The following is a 14313-nucleotide window of genomic DNA, read 5'->3' on the forward strand; positions in this document are numbered from 1 at the left end:
CCACCCGATCACCTTGCGCTGGCTGGAGGCCCGCCGGCTCATCCGGCGTCAGGGACCCGGCCCCTACAGCGTGCGGGTGATCACCACTCCCGGGCGGGCCGCCCACCTGTGGGGTCACTACACCCCGCTGCACGACATCGGCAGCACCAGCCGTATCCGGACGCTTGCCGAACTGGAAACCACGTACGTGGTACTCGCCAGCATGCTGCACCACGACCAGGCTCAAGGCCTGCCGACCGAGCGTGAGCTGGAGCACGTCCAACGGCGGGTCGCCATGTTGCTCGGCAACGCAGTCGGCCTGCCCGCAGCGGCTCTACCCGACCGCTACGCCGCCCCCATCGCGCTCGACCTTCAGGCCGCCAGCGTGTGCGAGCCCCTCGCCGTCGGCCCAGCAGGCGGCGTGCGCTGACCGCCGCTCCCTCCCCGGTCGTTCTCATGATCGGGACGGCTCCCACCAGTGACTCAGTGCGCATCAGGTGCCGATCAAGACCGCGACGACGACTCGCCGGCCCTTTAAGTGGCGGTGCCTCTCCAGACATTGCAGTGGGCGCACCAGTCGCGGGCGGTGGCCGGGTCGGGAAACACCCCGGTACAAGCCGTAAATCTCCTTGCCCAGCGCCGTTCGTGCTCGTCGACGTGCTGGGCCAAGGGGCTGGCTTTCGGCGATCGACTTGGTGTGGGCGTCCTCGCATCACCAGTGCCGTTGCCCGGAATGCCCAGCAGGTTGCACCTCCCTCTCGGCGCGCCGCTGGCCGGAATCGCAGCACGCGCCCCGAACGCCAGCGCGCTCGTGTCAACGCGACGGCGTCGAGGGCCCTGTAAGAAGCCTCGTTAGCAGGTGATACCCGTCATCGCCGTCAGCAAAGGCGATCATTCTGTCCTCAACGGGCAAGATGACCGGTTCTGCCGGCGGCACCAGCTGGTAGCCGCGGGCCTGGTACCAGCGCAGCACTGGTCTGTCGCCGTGGCGAACTTTGACGTAGAGCAGCTTGCCGCCGCGGACGATGAAAAGCTTCATACGTTGGCGATGGAGATGCGGGTCCTTTGAAACTGCGTGTCTGGCGCCTTGATGCCGCCTGTGCAGGACCATCGAACCCCATCGTCCTCACTCACCGATGGTGGAATGACCGATATCCAGGGAGCGGGAGGATAGGTGTCACTGTGACCGCCACCGCCCTCGTGCTCCCCCACCCACATCACCTGCGGAAGGATGAGCAGCGTGGATGACCTGATCGCGTTCTACCGGGCGCGTCTCAGCGAAGACTTGTGCCGGTCACGCAGTCGTGCCAAGACAAGTGGCCCAGCACGTTTCGCTACCTCGTTGGGTTGAGTTGGAGGCGTTGCAGCGCGGTGGTGCATGCAGCTTCGATGTCCGGGAATCTCCGCCGTGCTGTTCGCATGGCCCGCTGGATTTGGTGAGGCAGGCGTAGAGCCTCCGCAGTCAGGATCGACTGTCTGAGCGCCGTCTCCGCAGATGAGGCGTCCGAAGCGACGCTGAACGCCTCCGCCACGGTCACCCGCTCGATAGCTCTCCACTGGGGTGCCAGGTCGCTGACGTCTGGCACGTCTGCTTCCGCCAGGCGGATGGCTTGTCGCACTCTCCCGGTCGTGAGCAGTCCCCGGAGATGGACCTCACGGACGACGAATGGGTTGACCAGCGGTGTTTCCTGGGCTGAGTCCATGAAGCGGTGAAGGTCGCCGATGACCGAGTCGAAGCCTTCTGCGTCGCCGAGTTCGGCGAGCGTCCGGGCGAGTGGGATGAGCACCGTCCCACGTTCAGAGGCGGGCGCTACTTCTGTTGCTTGCCGGAGCCGGACGGCGGCCGCGGCTTTACGGCCCACCTTGCGCAGCTCGTTGCCGTGGGCGCGGAGGGCTCGCGTGAGAAGCCAGGCGTCATCGAGCACGCCGGCGATGTTCAGCCCGCGGCCGGTCCACCGGGCGGCAGCAGCCAGGCTCTCCTCAGGGAGGATGTCGCCGAGCGCCACGCCCAGGACCACGTGAGCTTGACCGAGGAGGTGGGCCACGTTGTGGTCTGAGTGCCCTGCGGCCAGACGGGATTCCAGTCGCCACACAAGGGGCCACAGTTCGTTGATCGCCTCGGCGCTGTGTCCGGACTCGCGGGCGAGAGCGGACAGGCGCACGGTGGACTGCCCGAACTTCATCATCGCTGCGAAGTCGGCGTCGGCGCGGTCGGTCACGCCGAGGGCGTGAGCCGGTAGCCCCAGGTGTTCAGCGATGCGCCGGAGCGCGCCTACATCGGTGAGCACGCGCCGGCCGGTCTCCAGCATGACGATGTAGGTCCGGTCGTACTGCAGCCCTTCCGCCAGGACGGCCTGAGAAATCCGGGTCGCTTTCCGGTAGGCCCTGAGTATCTTCCCGAGGTTGCCCGTGGCCAGCGCCGCCCGAGCGGACGGGGACGTCCACAGCCACAGCGGCGCCCTCATCGTCTGGTGCGGGAGCGGCGCCCCCGCCACCACGTGGCAGGCCGGGCACAGCGGCGAGGCGTCCCAGGAGTCATCGACAGCAGAACCACACGCCGCACACCGCATGGCTACCCCACAGGCTGACGGAGCCGCTCGAACCAGTCGAAGATCGACCGCTTGTATCCCTCGGGCATCGGCAGGCCGGCAATCTCGTCCTCCCGGAACATGCCGACTTCCTTGTGCTCGTGACTCAATACGGGGGCGGCGTCGGTGTCGATGGTGGCGCCGTACGTCACAATCACCACATCCACGCCTTCGCGGATGTGGTACTGCCAGGAGTCCAGGATCGGACCGACTGTGGCCTTCCAGCCCGCCTCCTCGCTGATCTCCTGCGCGAGCCTGGCCGGAGGGTCCTCGCCCAGTTCTAGCTTTCCACCGGGCAATTCCCATTCGTCGCGCTCATTGCGCAGCAGAAGAACACGCCCGTCTCGGACAATTACGCCTTTTACCGACACGGGAAAAGCGTGGGGGCGGTAATTCATCAGCAGGAACCTTCCTACGCAGAGCTGGCTGTGCTGGGAACTTAACACGTTTCGTAACCTCGTCTCGGCCCACCCGCGCGGGTGTGACAGTCTGTCACTTGTCTCCGGTTGAGGCCTCGCCCACGATGATGCCGAGTTTCTCACCAGAAGGAATCCCGCATTGACATCCCTCTCCCTCGTCAAACGAGGGGGATTCCCACGGTCGCCCGTGAGGGTTTCTGTTTCACCGCCGATCGCCCGCGCGAGAGGACTCTCGTTGAGGTCTTACACCAGCTCCACAGGCGTTTCAGCTCTCCGCCAGCCCGGCGGCGAGCACGTTCTTGGCCGCGTTCACATCCCGGTCGTGGACCGTCCCGCAGGCGCACTCCCACGAGCGGACGTTCAGCGGCAACGTATCTTGCAGAGTCCCGCAGGCCGAGCAAAGCTTCGAGGAGGGGAACCAGCGGTTCACGACCAGCAGCTTCCTGCCGTACCACTGCGCTTTGTACTCCAGCATCGACCGCAACTCCCGCCAGGACGCGTCCGAGATGGCGCGGGCCAGCGAGTGGTTTCTGACCATGTTGCGGACGGTCAGGTCTTCCACGGCGATCACTTGGTTCTCGCGAACGAGCCGTGTCGTGACCTTGTGCAGATGATCCCGTCTACGGTCGGCGATCCGGGCGTATACGCGGGCCACCCTCAGCCGGGCTTTGGCCCGGTTGTTCGACCCTTTCTCCTTCCGGGCCAGCGCCCGCTGAGCCTTGGCCAGTTTGCGCCGGTCCCGGCGCTCGTGGCGTGGGTTGGAGATCTTCTCCCCGGTGGACAGCGCCGCCAGGGCGGTGATCCCCGCATCCAGGCCCACGCTCTGCCCGGCCGGAGGCAATGGATGGATCCTCTCCTCCACCAGAAGGGAAACGAACCAGCGCCCGGCGGCATCTGTGGACACCGTGACCGTGGACGGCTGCGCACCCTCCGGAAGGGGACGCGACCACACGATCGCCAGCGGCGCGTCCATCTTCGCCAACGTCAACCGGCCGTCCCGCCAGCGGAACGCCGAGCGGGTGTACTCCGCCGACGCCCGCGACTTCTTCTCACTCTTGAAGGTCGGGTACTTAGCCCGCTTGGCGAAGAAGTTCGCGAACGCCGCTTGCAGATGTCACAGCGCCTGCTGCAACGGCACCGACGACACCTCGGACAGGAAATCGAACTCTGCGCTGCGTCTCCACGCTCAAGGAGATTCGATGACGAGCCGATCTGAGAGCCTGTCCACAAAAGCTGATCCAGCAACCGTCAGCGCCCTTCTCAAACGTGACGGTCTGGTCCTGCTCGAAGGCGTCCACGGGCGAGCACATGTCATTGACCTCGCACGCCGGATGGTGACGCCCTGGCAGCATCGCGACGCCGAGTCCGACGGTGTGACGGTCATCAGTGACCGCGGTGCGCATGCGGAAAGGCCCGGCTTCGCCGGGTTCGGCACCGGCGGGCTCAGCCCCCACACGGAATCCTCGGCTCTGGCGATACCGCCGAGGATGCTCCTGCTCGTCTGCGGCGCACCCGCCGCGCGCGGTGGGGAGTCGGTGATTGTCGACGGCGCTGCCGTGTACGCCGACCTCCTCGCTGAAGATCCCGTAGTGATCGACAGGCTACGCCAGCCGCGCAGTGTCCGATTCGCTCCCGGTAGATGGGGATCGGTGTTCACCACCACCGCGGATGGCTGTGTGTCTTTGCGCCTTCGCTTGGACGATCTCGCGTACTTCACCGAACCGGTGCAAGCGGTGCTGCCCAAGCTGATCGACGCCATCCGCCGCCATCAACGCATACTCCCGCTCAAGACCGGCGAAGGCTACCTGCTGGACAACAGGCGCATGCTCCACGGCCGTAACTCGTTCACCGGCCAGTCGGCGCGCGTGATGTTCCGCGTTCTGGGCGATCCCACCGACGCCATCACCTTGCCCACGGGCTTCATGCCTCGGGGAACCACTCTCCCGGTGGGGGTATGAGGGAGGTGCTCGTGTCTCGGCCTGACCTGCCGTGGAACAGCGTGCGCCGCTATGACCAGACGCTGCCCGCTGGCGGCTATCTGATCTTCACGCACGCCTGCCGGGATCGGCTGGTTGCGAAACTCCTGGAGCAGGTCATCGTCGGCGAGCGGCAGGCCGCGCTCACGCACCTCCCGCGGCAGCGGCTCCCGCGGGCTTGGGCTGGTGCCACAGCGAGGCCAGCCGGCTCTGCCTGCCGCGCTCGACCGCGTCGCTGGCTCCAGCCGTCCTGGAGCCGTAGGGGAAAGGCAACCCGCATAAGGCGCCTATTCAGCATCTATGGCCGATATGGACCTGACCGATGACGACGCACGCGAGGCCTTGCCTCGGGCACTGTCCACCCCATGAGCCGCTCTCCCCAGACGCCGAGCAGGTGACCTGGCAGAACGCCGAGCCTGCCCGGTTCGCTCGCGACCCCCGAGTCCTCGACTGGACCTGCGAATGCAGGCTCATCATCTACGAGAAGACCACCTGCGCCGGCGTCTACTGGATCCGGCGCACCGACCGCACCAACCCGCACCACCTGGTCATCTCCGAGACTTGCCCGGGCGGCATCGAAGAGATCAACTCTCTGTGGGAGAAGATCGTGTCGGGAGCGGCCGTATGATTCCTGCGCTTCCTGGGGGTGGCCTGCCGAACACGCTGCTGGATGCGGGCACGGCCGCTGACCAGCTTCAGGTCTTCGCCCCCGCAGAGGATTGCGACCTACCGAACAAGGCCCGCGTCCCTGGGTACGTGCCGGACAGGAAGGAGCACCTCGCGGCTGATCTCGACGCTTCGAGGTATCTGAGGAAGATCCAACCTCGGGTCGAGTCAGCCATCGAGGAGAACCGGACACAGTCGTGCCCAGATCGGCGCGCCACTCCACGCTCGCATCATCGCCGGGCCTGGCCGGGGCGAGATGTCACGCTGGTATCAGCGTACGGGGTCAGGGCACGAGCGCACGAAGACCTGTCGTGGACGCCAGTAGGCCGACCTTTACGCCAGGCTCGCCCAGCTATCCAAGCTCCTCTGGCGCGACACTGGGACGACATTGAGCCGAAGCTCCTGCAGACCGCGCAGATTCTCCCTCGACACCACCGAGGGCTGGGTCACGGCGTCCGCGGCGCCCAGCTCGATGACATCAGCGCGGCGTTCGGCGACGAGGTCAATCTGATCGGCATCCCCACCGACGGCACCGCCCGCATCGATCCGGACACCTTCCTGCCGCTGGTGGGAGACACCGCGTTCGAAGACCTACAGGCCAGCGGAGGCGGCGCCAGCACCGCGCTCAACATCGCTTACCACCTAACCCTGCTCACCACCGCGCTGGACCATCCCGACGTCCTGCTGCCGAGCCTGCTGATCATCGACTCCCCGCGTAAAGCGATCGGCACTGTCGACCGGGACCGCGAGCTCGGCCGCCGCATCTACACCCGCCTGGCCACCCTCGCCGAGGCATACAAGGACCGGATCCAGCTGATCGTGGCCGACAATGACATCCCTGCCGAGCTCGTGACCACGCGCAACACGATCGTGCTCACCTCCGAGCGCTCGGCCGTCCCCGGCGTCACCAACACCGGCGTCGGCGAAGGCCAGCGAGTCGAGGACCTGTAGATGCCGGGAAACCGTCTCAAGCGCGCCCGGGAGGATCGAGGGGGCTACGTGCTCGGATCCACCACCGCGTAGGAGCCGGTAGCGAGCCATGGCGATCAGCCGTGCGCGGCAGTCCCCGACGTCATCCCCATCGGATACGAACCCAACTACCACACGGACAGGATCGGCCACTGGGACGGCAGGCAGGTCCTGGGCTCCATCGTTGCCGCCTTCCGCGAGGGCTACATCCACACCCACGATGGGCTGACCCACAAACGCTGGTACGCCGTCTACCACATCTTCGACACCGCCGGCAACCACCTCGCGCCCGTTCCCACGACTACCTGTGCCATCGGCTGGAGGTGCGCACCGAGCTGGTCGAGGCCATCGCCGAGGGTCAACGGGCCTGCTCCGCGACCGCGAGCGGTTCGACCTCGGCGACCGCTTCCGTGACCCGCTGCTGAACCTGCGTGCCCAGATCGGCGCAGTCGTCGATGAGCCGGATCGGGGAGCAGACGTAGAGCATCCCGAGCACCTGGCCGGGATCGTCCTCAGGGTCGGCAACCAAGACGAGACCCTCCCCGTATGGCAGCCGAACCGGCCGCCACCGACGTCGATCGCGGCAGCGAACGCGCCGGCACCGGCTACCGTCTCCGTCGCCGCCCAGGGCGATCGCGGCCAGCGCCTCGACGGCGCAGCCTTGACCGAGGCGGGCCAGGCAGTTGCGTACCATGCCCCGAAACTGTAGGGCATCCCCGGCACGGCAGCCGGTACGAGGACCACGCTTCATCAGCTCAGGTCCCCGAGCAGAACCTCGCGAGCATGCTCTCGCTTCGTCTAAGCCCGGCCCCTGGCAGGAGGATGATCCGGATGCCCAGGGCGGCGGCGTGTTCAACATCGGCGGCCTCGGTCAGTTCATCTACCAGGAACTCCACGACATGCCGATCAAGCGCCCGCTCAGGGCAGGGGCCGAGCTGACGTTCTCCTGCCGGTCTATGCGCTTGAAGATCTCGGTCCGCTTCTCCATGACGTACCCGCCCGGTGGACTACTGGTCGATCGTGGGCTCGGGTGGACCGGTGATCACCTGGCAGGTGCGCCTCGCGCAGGCAGCCGGACAGCGGCAGGGGCGGAAGCCGCCTGCATGGCGGCGGCTCCCGGGAAGCGGCGGTCAGCGGCATCGCGGCCCCGCGGGTGATGTTCGACAGTCTCTGGCCGTGAGGACGTCCTCGACGCGCATCGTCCGCACTCCGGTCTCGCTGCGCGGCGACTCTTCGAGCGGGAGCGGAGCTACCTGCGTTGGATGGCTTTCAACTGGTCCAAGGTCAGTTCCTGAGTCCGTGCAGCGTCCTGGCTGCTCACCCAGGCCAGAATCTGGGGGTCGGCGTTCTGCCCCTTTGGCAGATCGCCGGCGGCGGTGTCCCTACCGCCCGAGGCGAGCAGCTTGTGCAGGTACTCGGCGAAGGCAGTAGGTCCTCCCCCTTTGTATCCGACCTCGTAGCCGCGACTGACACGCTCGGGTAGAAGCGAGAGCATCCCCGTCGTGGTGCGGATCCAGAACAGGCCGCTGACGCGATCGATGATCAGGCTGGCGAACACATCACGAGGACGAAGGTCCAAGGGAGCGTAGGTGGTGTAGGTCCATTCATCGATCTGCGCCCCATCGGTTCGATAGTGCTCACCGACGACAGGCAGGCCAAACTCGGGGTCGTACCAGGTCTTGCGGCAGACGCAGCCGGAACCCGACACGGCCGCGGGACTGTCCTTGTCATCATCCACGCATGGGTCGAACAGCCGGGGGATGTCGCGGTGGTGCACCAAGGTGGTGTGCAGAGGATTGGGCTCGCATGGCACCAGACGGTCCCGCCACTCCCGCACGTAGCGGGAATGCCTTTCGATCGATGCGGTGCCGTTCCATGCCGCCCCGACAGCACCGATCTGGGCCTCGGCGTAGAGGACGAAGTGCGCATACCCCTTGGTGGGGTCGGTGAGGTTCAGATCCGCAGGGGTGAAGGACACGGTCGGCTCCCTTTGTCGCGGGCTAGCAGGGACATGCCTTGCTGGTCGACGGCAGGTTGTACCACACGTCGCCACCACTGCCGTCGGGCTCGTCAACGACCACTTCTTCGAGACGTCCTGTAGCGATCATGGCGTGTACCGCAGCAGTAACGTGCGCGTCGATCACTTCAAGAAGCTGAGGGTCCACACACCTGGCCGGATAAACGGCCAGCATCACTTCGGAGATGGTGCGAGGCCGGCCGTCGTGAAACACGGCACTGATCAACGCGGCTCCTAGAGGCTCTGCTGCGCTCTGCATGCGCCCAACGTAACGGCCGATGCCGGGTCGGCGGCCTGGTTTTCGGCTGCCCGCTCCTGTCGGCCGGCACCATGTTCCCGAGGTCGTACAAGTCCTCGTGCTCGTTCGCCAGACGGCTCGTTGTGGCGAAACAGCTGCCCAACGGCCTCACCCGCGAAGGGCGCAAGGCCTGGGCGCCGACGTGAAGAGGTGACCGCCTTCACAGCATTCCTCCGTTCGCACGAACGCCAGATCGTCTACATCGACGTCAGGTGCGAGGCAAGACATGCTGGCCGACCCTGTCTCCCTGCTCGATCCGGCGCCAGCCGCGGTGCCGCACGGTCCGGTCAAGCGATCTGGCCCGCGCGCTGACCGCCCGCACTACGTGGGGTCTGGCAAGGCGCTCGGCCACGGCGAGCGGCTACCACGAAGCGCCCAGCACCTGCGGCTCCTCGATGCGCTCCACATCCGCCCGTGCCGTCACGAAGGCGTACCCGATGTCGAGGTGGTAATGAGTCCGCTCGTCCTTTTCCGGTCGTATTGCGACTCTGCCGTACTCGACATCAGCGGAGTGGGCGACACCGGGAAGACTGCCACCATGAGCACATGACCGACCACGACGCCCCTCGCCTGGTCTGGCACGGGCCACCCTGATGGGCTACATCATCGGCAAGCTCCCGTTCCTATGGGTCGACCACCCCGATTCCATCACTGTCTCTTGCACACCTACCGACCAGATCAACGTGATCATCGCCTCCACCCTCGCGGACGGCTTCGAGCTCGTCATCAACCCCCAGCGGCCAACCGCGCCGCCGATCTATTCCTGGGAAGTCGAGCTCGGCGCCTCCTCCATGCTGACCGTGCGATCCCCCCACGATCCGATCGAAGGATCGTTCGTGCGGAACGTGCACCTGCTCACCCCGCCAGACTGGCGCGAGCACTGCCGCAGATACGGCAAGGTGGTCATGCTCGTGGGGTGCGGCCTGCACCTGGACGACTCGGACCGCCTGGACGAGCACGCCACCGCATGCGCCCGAGCCGGGCTGCTCACCAGCGCGACGGTCGCCTACACCGAAACTGTGGGACCCCCGCGATAGAGTCGCAGCCGCCACCCGTCCCGCTCCGCGACCGAGGGTGCCCGCCGATGAGCGTGACCCTGCGCGGAACACCAGGCTCGAGCTTGAACGAGTCCGGCGCGCGAAGTACGGCTCCGAGAGCCGACGAGGAGCCTGCCGCGAACGGCAGGTCGCCCGGGCGCTGAGGCACTTCGTCGCGTCGGTGGCCTCGGCTAGGGTCATCTTGCACGGTTGCATCGTCGGCTGACCCGTGTCGGCCGGCCCGCCATGGTGGGCAAGAAGTGGCAGCCCTCGGGCTGAGGATAGAAACGCGCTGGACGCCGCATGCGCTTTTGACGTGCGGCACCTCCGTCATGCTCGAGGAGCACCGATCGATGTCTCAGACCGTTACGCCAGATCCCCTGGACGCCCTGACCGGGCAGGCGCGCCAATGATCGATGAGGCGCTCAACGCGCACTCCGCCCCCAATGGGTCTGCGTTCAATACTCGGAAGATCTGACTGTCGACCGACCAATTGGCTCGGGGGCCGCGACAGGCCCATGTCACTCGTGTTCCCTTGGAGACCTACATCTCGCCTCTCTGGAGGGACACGCGTGCAGAAGATGCTCCCCGCCGCGGAACGACTTGTCCGGCTCATGCTGCTGCTCCCATCCGACCCTCGTGAGCCTCTGTGGGACAGCGCGGCCGACGACTGCGGCGACCTCCCCACCGTCATGTCGATCCGCGGATGGGTCGGCGACACCGCCAAAATGTGGCCCGAAGGCGCTCCCCGCACCTTGGCCGAGATGGTCCTCATCGCATTCGGAAACCCGAGCGAGGCCACTCTGCGCCTGCTGTCGCAAGCGGTCACCCCCACAGCCTCCCGCGCCGACACCGGGACCGGAGCTGGCGCCGCGTGGGTCTCTCGCGCCTGCGAGACCGCCATCGACGTCCTGGCCGAAGTCGACTCGTTGGAGGAGGTGTTGGAGCGGGCGAAGACCGACTGGAGTTTGGACTCCTGACGCCGAGGCCAAGCACTCGATCAACGCGACATAGTCGAATACTTCGCTGTGCCAGTCCTGAGCCCCGGTTAGGTTCAGAGTTACCTTGTCGGCCCGGCATCACGGTCGCGAACGCGGGGATCCGCGTACGCCGAGGTGGCCGATGGCTTGAATCGGCGTCGGCCGCTGCCAGCACCTCCTGCCCGTGACACCGAGCAGGAGGAGCTGGCACAGGGGGTTTCCGTACTGCTGTTGCGGTGTGTGATCGTCGTGGGGTCGACTTCGTGCACCCTTCAGGCTCGCGACGCGGCCTGCCGCAACTGCTCGGCTAATTGCTCCAGCTCGGCCGGCGACGTCAACGCTGTCCCAAGCCTGCCGACCAGCCACCAACTCCGCACCCGATCTGGCAGCGATGAGCGGGGCGCCGGCAGCACGCGCACCTGGCCGTCCTCCAACACCGCCGACATGTACCTGTGCCCACGCGTGACGAACCCCGGCCACTTCAAGGTGAACCCCTCGCACGACACCGTGCTCTGCTGCTGTCCTTCGGCCAGGTCCCGGCGGGCATCTTCGATGTCTACCTCCGACACCCGCACGACCACCATGTCCTTGCCGCGGCGCTCCACGCGTAGCCACACCCCGGGCGCCGCAACCACCTCGTCCGTCGGCAACGCCTGTGCCAGCCTCGACAGCTCCTGGAAATCGGCGCGCTTCAGCATGGTGTTCGTCCGATCCATCATCACGCTGGCCACCACGAAAACCACCCCCAAGACCGCGACGACGACCGTTAGGAAGACCGAGACCTTCGCGGCCAGGACGAGCAGCAAACCGAAAAGCGCGATCGACGTCGCGGCACGTAGTGCCACCTGCACGTACCTGTTGTCCACCACTTCACCTCACACGCTTCATCCACCCCTGGGAAGACGCCAGACAGTGAAGAGCCCGGACCCGCGGCTGCTGCCCTCCGGGCGCCGGTCCTCGCATGCCGGTCCACCCGGGCCTTCACGGACTTCAGCGTCCGTGCAGGTGCGCCCGCAGTCCGCCGAACTCGACGCGCTCGCCGAGGCGCGCCTGCGGTACCACACGGCGTTGCGCCACGCGGTGCAGGCCCTGCGCGCAGACGGATCCTCGTGGACCGACACCGCGCAGGCCTGCGACGTCCGCATCGCCGACGCGCAGGCCATGCTCGACCATGACCGTGGCGACGCACCTCCATGACCGTTCTCAACGGTTATTGGCTCGATTTCCCGCGCGAGGCCCGGGGTCGCTGTAGGACAGGCAGAAACTTGCGGGCGTTGAGCGTGCGCAGTGGGATCGTGTCGGTACGTGCAGCGATGACGGCGTGATGGTAGGGATGCCTCGTGACGTCCTCCTCACACCCCGACGAGGAACTGCGACCCCGAGTCCGCGAGGCGCTGGTGAGCCTTTTGGATGCCATGCGCCCGGACTGGGGCGGCGTCGAGGCCATCGCGGGCAGAATCCGCTTCGCAGAGGATCAGCTGCACTTGTCGTTGCCCGACATCTGCGCCCAGGCTGTACAGGCCGCCGCTATCCCCACCATGGCACCTGACGCGTTCATCCGGCAGAATCCCGCACGTCGGCAAGGGGCCGATGATGCGCAGGCGAAGCAGCAGATCGCGGAGCTGCGTCGCCGGCTGACGCGGCCGATACCAGGACCGCAGGAGCGCCCGCCGCGGCGCCAGCCGACCAGACCACCCACGACGAGGAGGCGGCCAGAGACGACCGGGCGGTCGCTGCCGAGCGCGCCTGGCTGATTCAGGCTGTAAGCCCCGTTTACGCTCGCCAGCAGGCTCGTCGCCGATTTCGAGAACCGTCAGCGCGCGGTACGTCCCGCATTTGACGAACTGCTCCTCGAGGAGTAGCGCAGTCTCCTGCCGTCGTCGACCGCGGCCGCGATCGAGCCCAGCACACTCGCGGCCGCCGCGCCGTGCCGCTCCGTTCAAAATGATCAACGGTAGGTGCGAAACGTCGCCGTCGCTGCGGATCTCTATCTCGAAGAGAGACCGCGCCCGACTGGGTTACCAGCGCGGCGAAGCAGAGCACCGGATCGTCGGTCAAGAGCGGACAAGTGTCTGTCGTGAACGCGCCACCATCCCACACGTCCCTGATCGGGACGTACATGATGACTTCTGCGCCCTCCAGGGCGCACCACCAGGAGTCCGATTCGGCGGGGTACCTTGCCCACCTCGCCGGGTCGTCGGCGCCTGACCTGAGGGGATTGGGAGCAGCCGGGGGGGCGTTCGGGGAAGCCGTCCCCGGCGCGCGCTGAGGCTCATGCGCCAGGCACATGTCGCGCTGCACGCCGACGGACGCATGCGGAGGTGGAGCAGCTATCTCGGCTGGCGTGCCACGCCGATGGCGCATCTCCCACGCCTGCTCTTTTCGTCACGGGAAGCTGGTCTGGAAAAGGGAGACGGAAACAGCATGAATCTGCGTGACCTGCTGGTTAGATACGAGTCTCAGATTCTTCATGGCGATCCGGGCCAGGCCATCATCTGCGCCGGCGTCGCCTATGACTCGCGTCGTGTGACCTGTGGAAGCCTCTACATCGCCATGCGCGGTACTCCACGGACGGCCACCTTTTCGTTGCCGAGGCCGTGAGGGCCTTGTCAACATCCGTGCGAGGGCGCCGGAGATCGTCATCGGGCCAGGATCGGCGGACCTTCGTGGACTTGATCATCCAATGTGCAAACGAGGAGAGCGACCCAGACCGTCAGCAGACAGCCTGGGAGATGCCCGAAACCCTGGGCCTTGTCTCTTGACCGACCGCAAGCAGACCCAGGCGGACATTCTAGCCACGCGTCTGCGTGAACTCAGTGGGCAGGTCGAGCACCTGCGGATCAGCCGCAAGACCCTCATCTTCCTCGCTGAGGAGGACCCCGCCCCGGCCGAGCCGTCCGCGTCGCCGCCGGTTGTCCCCGATCACCCCGCCTACCAGCAGATTCACGGTCTTCGGCAAGGTCGGTGATCCCCCGCGCGCCCGTGATCTGGCCCTGGCGATGGACCGGCCGCTAACGGAGAACGCCATCCAGAACGTCCGCGCCAAGCTCAAATGCCTGGCCAGCCGCGGCATCCTCGTCGAGACTGAGCCCGGATTGTTCGCCCAGCCGCGCCCATAGCCCGAGCGGCAAGTCTCCGACCAGCCGACCTAACCCAACCCCACCGACGAAAGGGACATCAGCAAGGACAGGAACGCGCTCTTGGGCGCCCTGATCGACGTCCTCGGGACGAGCTTCGGCGTGACAGTGCCGGTGGCCGCACTGTCGGCGATGATCATCCATTACGGTCTCGGCAAACTCTGCCCCGCATTGGCGAAAAATGCGACGCCGCCATACTCAAGGACCAGGCCAGCGCGCAGGCCCTGGAGGGCGTGATCGCGGCGCC

General features: G+C 66.5%; 16 protein-coding genes and 1 pseudogene. 9 read left to right on the forward strand and 8 right to left on the reverse strand.

The annotated features are described in order from the left end of the window. Nucleotides 1-409, forward strand: a 409-nt coding sequence (locus AB0J09_RS36505; protein ID WP_360701169.1) for a hypothetical protein, incomplete at its 5' end; no start/stop codon positions are given. Nucleotides 410-793: 384 nt separating this feature from the next. Here AB0J09_RS36505 and AB0J09_RS36510 read toward each other — a convergent pair. The 4 genes and pseudogenes from AB0J09_RS36510 to AB0J09_RS36525 all read right to left on the reverse strand — a co-directional run. After that, nucleotides 794-1018 carry a hypothetical protein gene (locus tag AB0J09_RS36510; protein ID WP_360701172.1) on the reverse strand — a complete coding sequence of 75 codons (225 nt, stop codon included), beginning with the start codon at nucleotides 1016-1018 and terminating at the stop codon, nucleotides 794-796. Between the two features lie 295 nt (nucleotides 1019-1313). Next, a complete protein-coding gene (locus tag AB0J09_RS36515; RefSeq protein WP_360701174.1) occupies nucleotides 1314-2549 on the reverse strand; it encodes a helix-turn-helix transcriptional regulator in 1236 nt (411 codons plus the stop codon). Nucleotides 2550-2551: 2 nt separating this feature from the next. Then, nucleotides 2552-2965 carry an NUDIX domain-containing protein gene (locus tag AB0J09_RS36520; protein ID WP_360701177.1) on the reverse strand — a complete coding sequence of 138 codons (414 nt, stop codon included), beginning with the start codon at nucleotides 2963-2965 and terminating at the stop codon, nucleotides 2552-2554. A 179-nt stretch (nucleotides 2966-3144) separates the two neighbouring features. Further along, nucleotides 3145-4169: pseudogene (locus tag AB0J09_RS36525) on the reverse strand (RNA-guided endonuclease TnpB family protein); the annotation flags it as partial. Between the two features lie 16 nt (nucleotides 4170-4185). On the opposite strand from AB0J09_RS36525, the gene AB0J09_RS36530 reads away from it, so the two are divergent. From AB0J09_RS36530 to AB0J09_RS36540, 3 genes are all read left to right on the forward strand, one after another. Next, a complete protein-coding gene (locus AB0J09_RS36530) occupies nucleotides 4186-4944 on the forward strand; it encodes a TauD/TfdA family dioxygenase (protein ID WP_360701180.1) in 759 nt (252 codons plus the stop codon). 340 nt (nucleotides 4945-5284) lie between these two features. Next, a complete protein-coding gene (locus AB0J09_RS36535; protein ID WP_360701182.1) occupies nucleotides 5285-5590 on the forward strand; it encodes a hypothetical protein in 306 nt (101 codons plus the stop codon). Then, nucleotides 5587-6579, forward strand: a complete 993-nt coding sequence (locus tag AB0J09_RS36540) for a hypothetical protein (RefSeq protein ID WP_360701185.1) — start codon at nucleotides 5587-5589, stop codon at nucleotides 6577-6579. Before AB0J09_RS36535 ends, AB0J09_RS36540 begins: the two co-directional genes overlap by 4 nt. A gap of 376 nt (nucleotides 6580-6955) precedes the next feature. On the opposite strand, the gene AB0J09_RS36545 is transcribed toward AB0J09_RS36540, so the two are convergent. The 3 genes from AB0J09_RS36545 to AB0J09_RS36555 form a co-directional block, all read right to left on the reverse strand. Next, complete coding sequence (locus tag AB0J09_RS36545; protein ID WP_360701187.1) at nucleotides 6956-7126, reverse strand: hypothetical protein; 171 nt, start codon at nucleotides 7124-7126, stop codon at nucleotides 6956-6958. A gap of 720 nt (nucleotides 7127-7846) precedes the next feature. After that, nucleotides 7847-8575: a hypothetical protein gene (locus AB0J09_RS36550; RefSeq protein ID WP_360701189.1), complete on the reverse strand. Its 729-nt coding sequence runs from the start codon at nucleotides 8573-8575 to the stop codon at nucleotides 7847-7849. A gap of 22 nt (nucleotides 8576-8597) precedes the next feature. Continuing rightward, nucleotides 8598-8873 (reverse strand): hypothetical protein, encoded by a 276-nt coding sequence (locus AB0J09_RS36555; protein WP_360701191.1) that lies wholly within the window; start codon nucleotides 8871-8873, stop codon nucleotides 8598-8600. A 632-nt stretch (nucleotides 8874-9505) separates the two neighbouring features. Between AB0J09_RS36555 and AB0J09_RS36560 the strand changes: the two genes are divergently transcribed. Together AB0J09_RS36560 and AB0J09_RS36565 are read left to right on the forward strand one after the other, a co-directional pair. Next, nucleotides 9506-9949, forward strand: coding sequence for a hypothetical protein (locus AB0J09_RS36560; protein ID WP_360701194.1), 444 nt, complete (start codon nucleotides 9506-9508; stop codon nucleotides 9947-9949). Between the two features lie 572 nt (nucleotides 9950-10521). After that, on the forward strand, nucleotides 10522-10929 hold the full coding sequence (locus AB0J09_RS36565) for a hypothetical protein (protein ID WP_360701196.1): 408 nt from the start codon (nucleotides 10522-10524) through the stop codon (nucleotides 10927-10929). Nucleotides 10930-11201: 272 nt separating this feature from the next. Here AB0J09_RS36565 and AB0J09_RS36570 read toward each other — a convergent pair whose 3' ends face one another. Then, nucleotides 11202-11795: a hypothetical protein gene (locus AB0J09_RS36570; RefSeq protein ID WP_360701198.1), complete on the reverse strand. Its 594-nt coding sequence runs from the start codon at nucleotides 11793-11795 to the stop codon at nucleotides 11202-11204. Nucleotides 11796-11934: 139 nt separating this feature from the next. Here AB0J09_RS36570 and AB0J09_RS36575 point away from each other — a divergent pair, with 139 nt between their 5' ends. From AB0J09_RS36575 to AB0J09_RS36585, 3 genes are all read left to right on the forward strand, one after another. Then, on the forward strand, nucleotides 11935-12126 hold the full coding sequence (locus tag AB0J09_RS36575; protein WP_360701201.1) for a hypothetical protein: 192 nt from the start codon (nucleotides 11935-11937) through the stop codon (nucleotides 12124-12126). Nucleotides 12127-13203: 1077 nt separating this feature from the next. Further along, nucleotides 13204-13530: a hypothetical protein gene (locus tag AB0J09_RS36580; protein ID WP_360701203.1), complete on the forward strand. Its 327-nt coding sequence runs from the start codon at nucleotides 13204-13206 to the stop codon at nucleotides 13528-13530. A 157-nt stretch (nucleotides 13531-13687) separates the two neighbouring features. Next, nucleotides 13688-13897 (forward strand): hypothetical protein, encoded by a 210-nt coding sequence (locus AB0J09_RS36585; RefSeq protein WP_360701206.1) that lies wholly within the window; start codon nucleotides 13688-13690, stop codon nucleotides 13895-13897. The last annotated feature ends 416 nt before the right edge of the window (nucleotides 13898-14313 follow it).

Source organism: Nonomuraea sp. NPDC049784 (assembly GCF_040659615.1).
Taxonomy (GTDB): domain Bacteria; phylum Actinomycetota; class Actinomycetes; order Streptosporangiales; family Streptosporangiaceae; genus Nonomuraea.

What these genes read in the sequence shown, in the direction of transcription:
- AB0J09_RS36510 (WP_360701172.1), bottom strand. Translation starts at nt 1,018, where the DNA reads ATGAAGCTTTTCATCGTCCGCGGCGGCAAGCTGCTCTACGTCAAAGTT.
- AB0J09_RS36515 (WP_360701174.1), bottom strand. Translation starts at nt 2,549, where the DNA reads ATGCGGTGTGCGGCGTGTGGTTCTGCTGTCGATGACTCCTGGGACGCC.
- AB0J09_RS36520 (WP_360701177.1), bottom strand. Translation starts at nt 2,965, where the DNA reads ATGAATTACCGCCCCCACGCTTTTCCCGTGTCGGTAAAAGGCGTAATT.
- AB0J09_RS36530 (WP_360701180.1), top strand. Translation starts at nt 4,186, where the DNA reads ATGACGAGCCGATCTGAGAGCCTGTCCACAAAAGCTGATCCAGCAACC.
- AB0J09_RS36535 (WP_360701182.1), top strand. Translation starts at nt 5,285, where the DNA reads ATGACGACGCACGCGAGGCCTTGCCTCGGGCACTGTCCACCCCATGAG.
- AB0J09_RS36540 (WP_360701185.1), top strand. Translation starts at nt 5,587, where the DNA reads ATGATTCCTGCGCTTCCTGGGGGTGGCCTGCCGAACACGCTGCTGGAT.
- AB0J09_RS36555 (WP_360701191.1), bottom strand. Translation starts at nt 8,873, where the DNA reads ATGCAGAGCGCAGCAGAGCCTCTAGGAGCCGCGTTGATCAGTGCCGTG.
- AB0J09_RS36560 (WP_360701194.1), top strand. Translation starts at nt 9,506, where the DNA reads ATGGGCTACATCATCGGCAAGCTCCCGTTCCTATGGGTCGACCACCCC.
- AB0J09_RS36580 (WP_360701203.1), top strand. Translation starts at nt 13,204, where the DNA reads ATGCGCCAGGCACATGTCGCGCTGCACGCCGACGGACGCATGCGGAGG.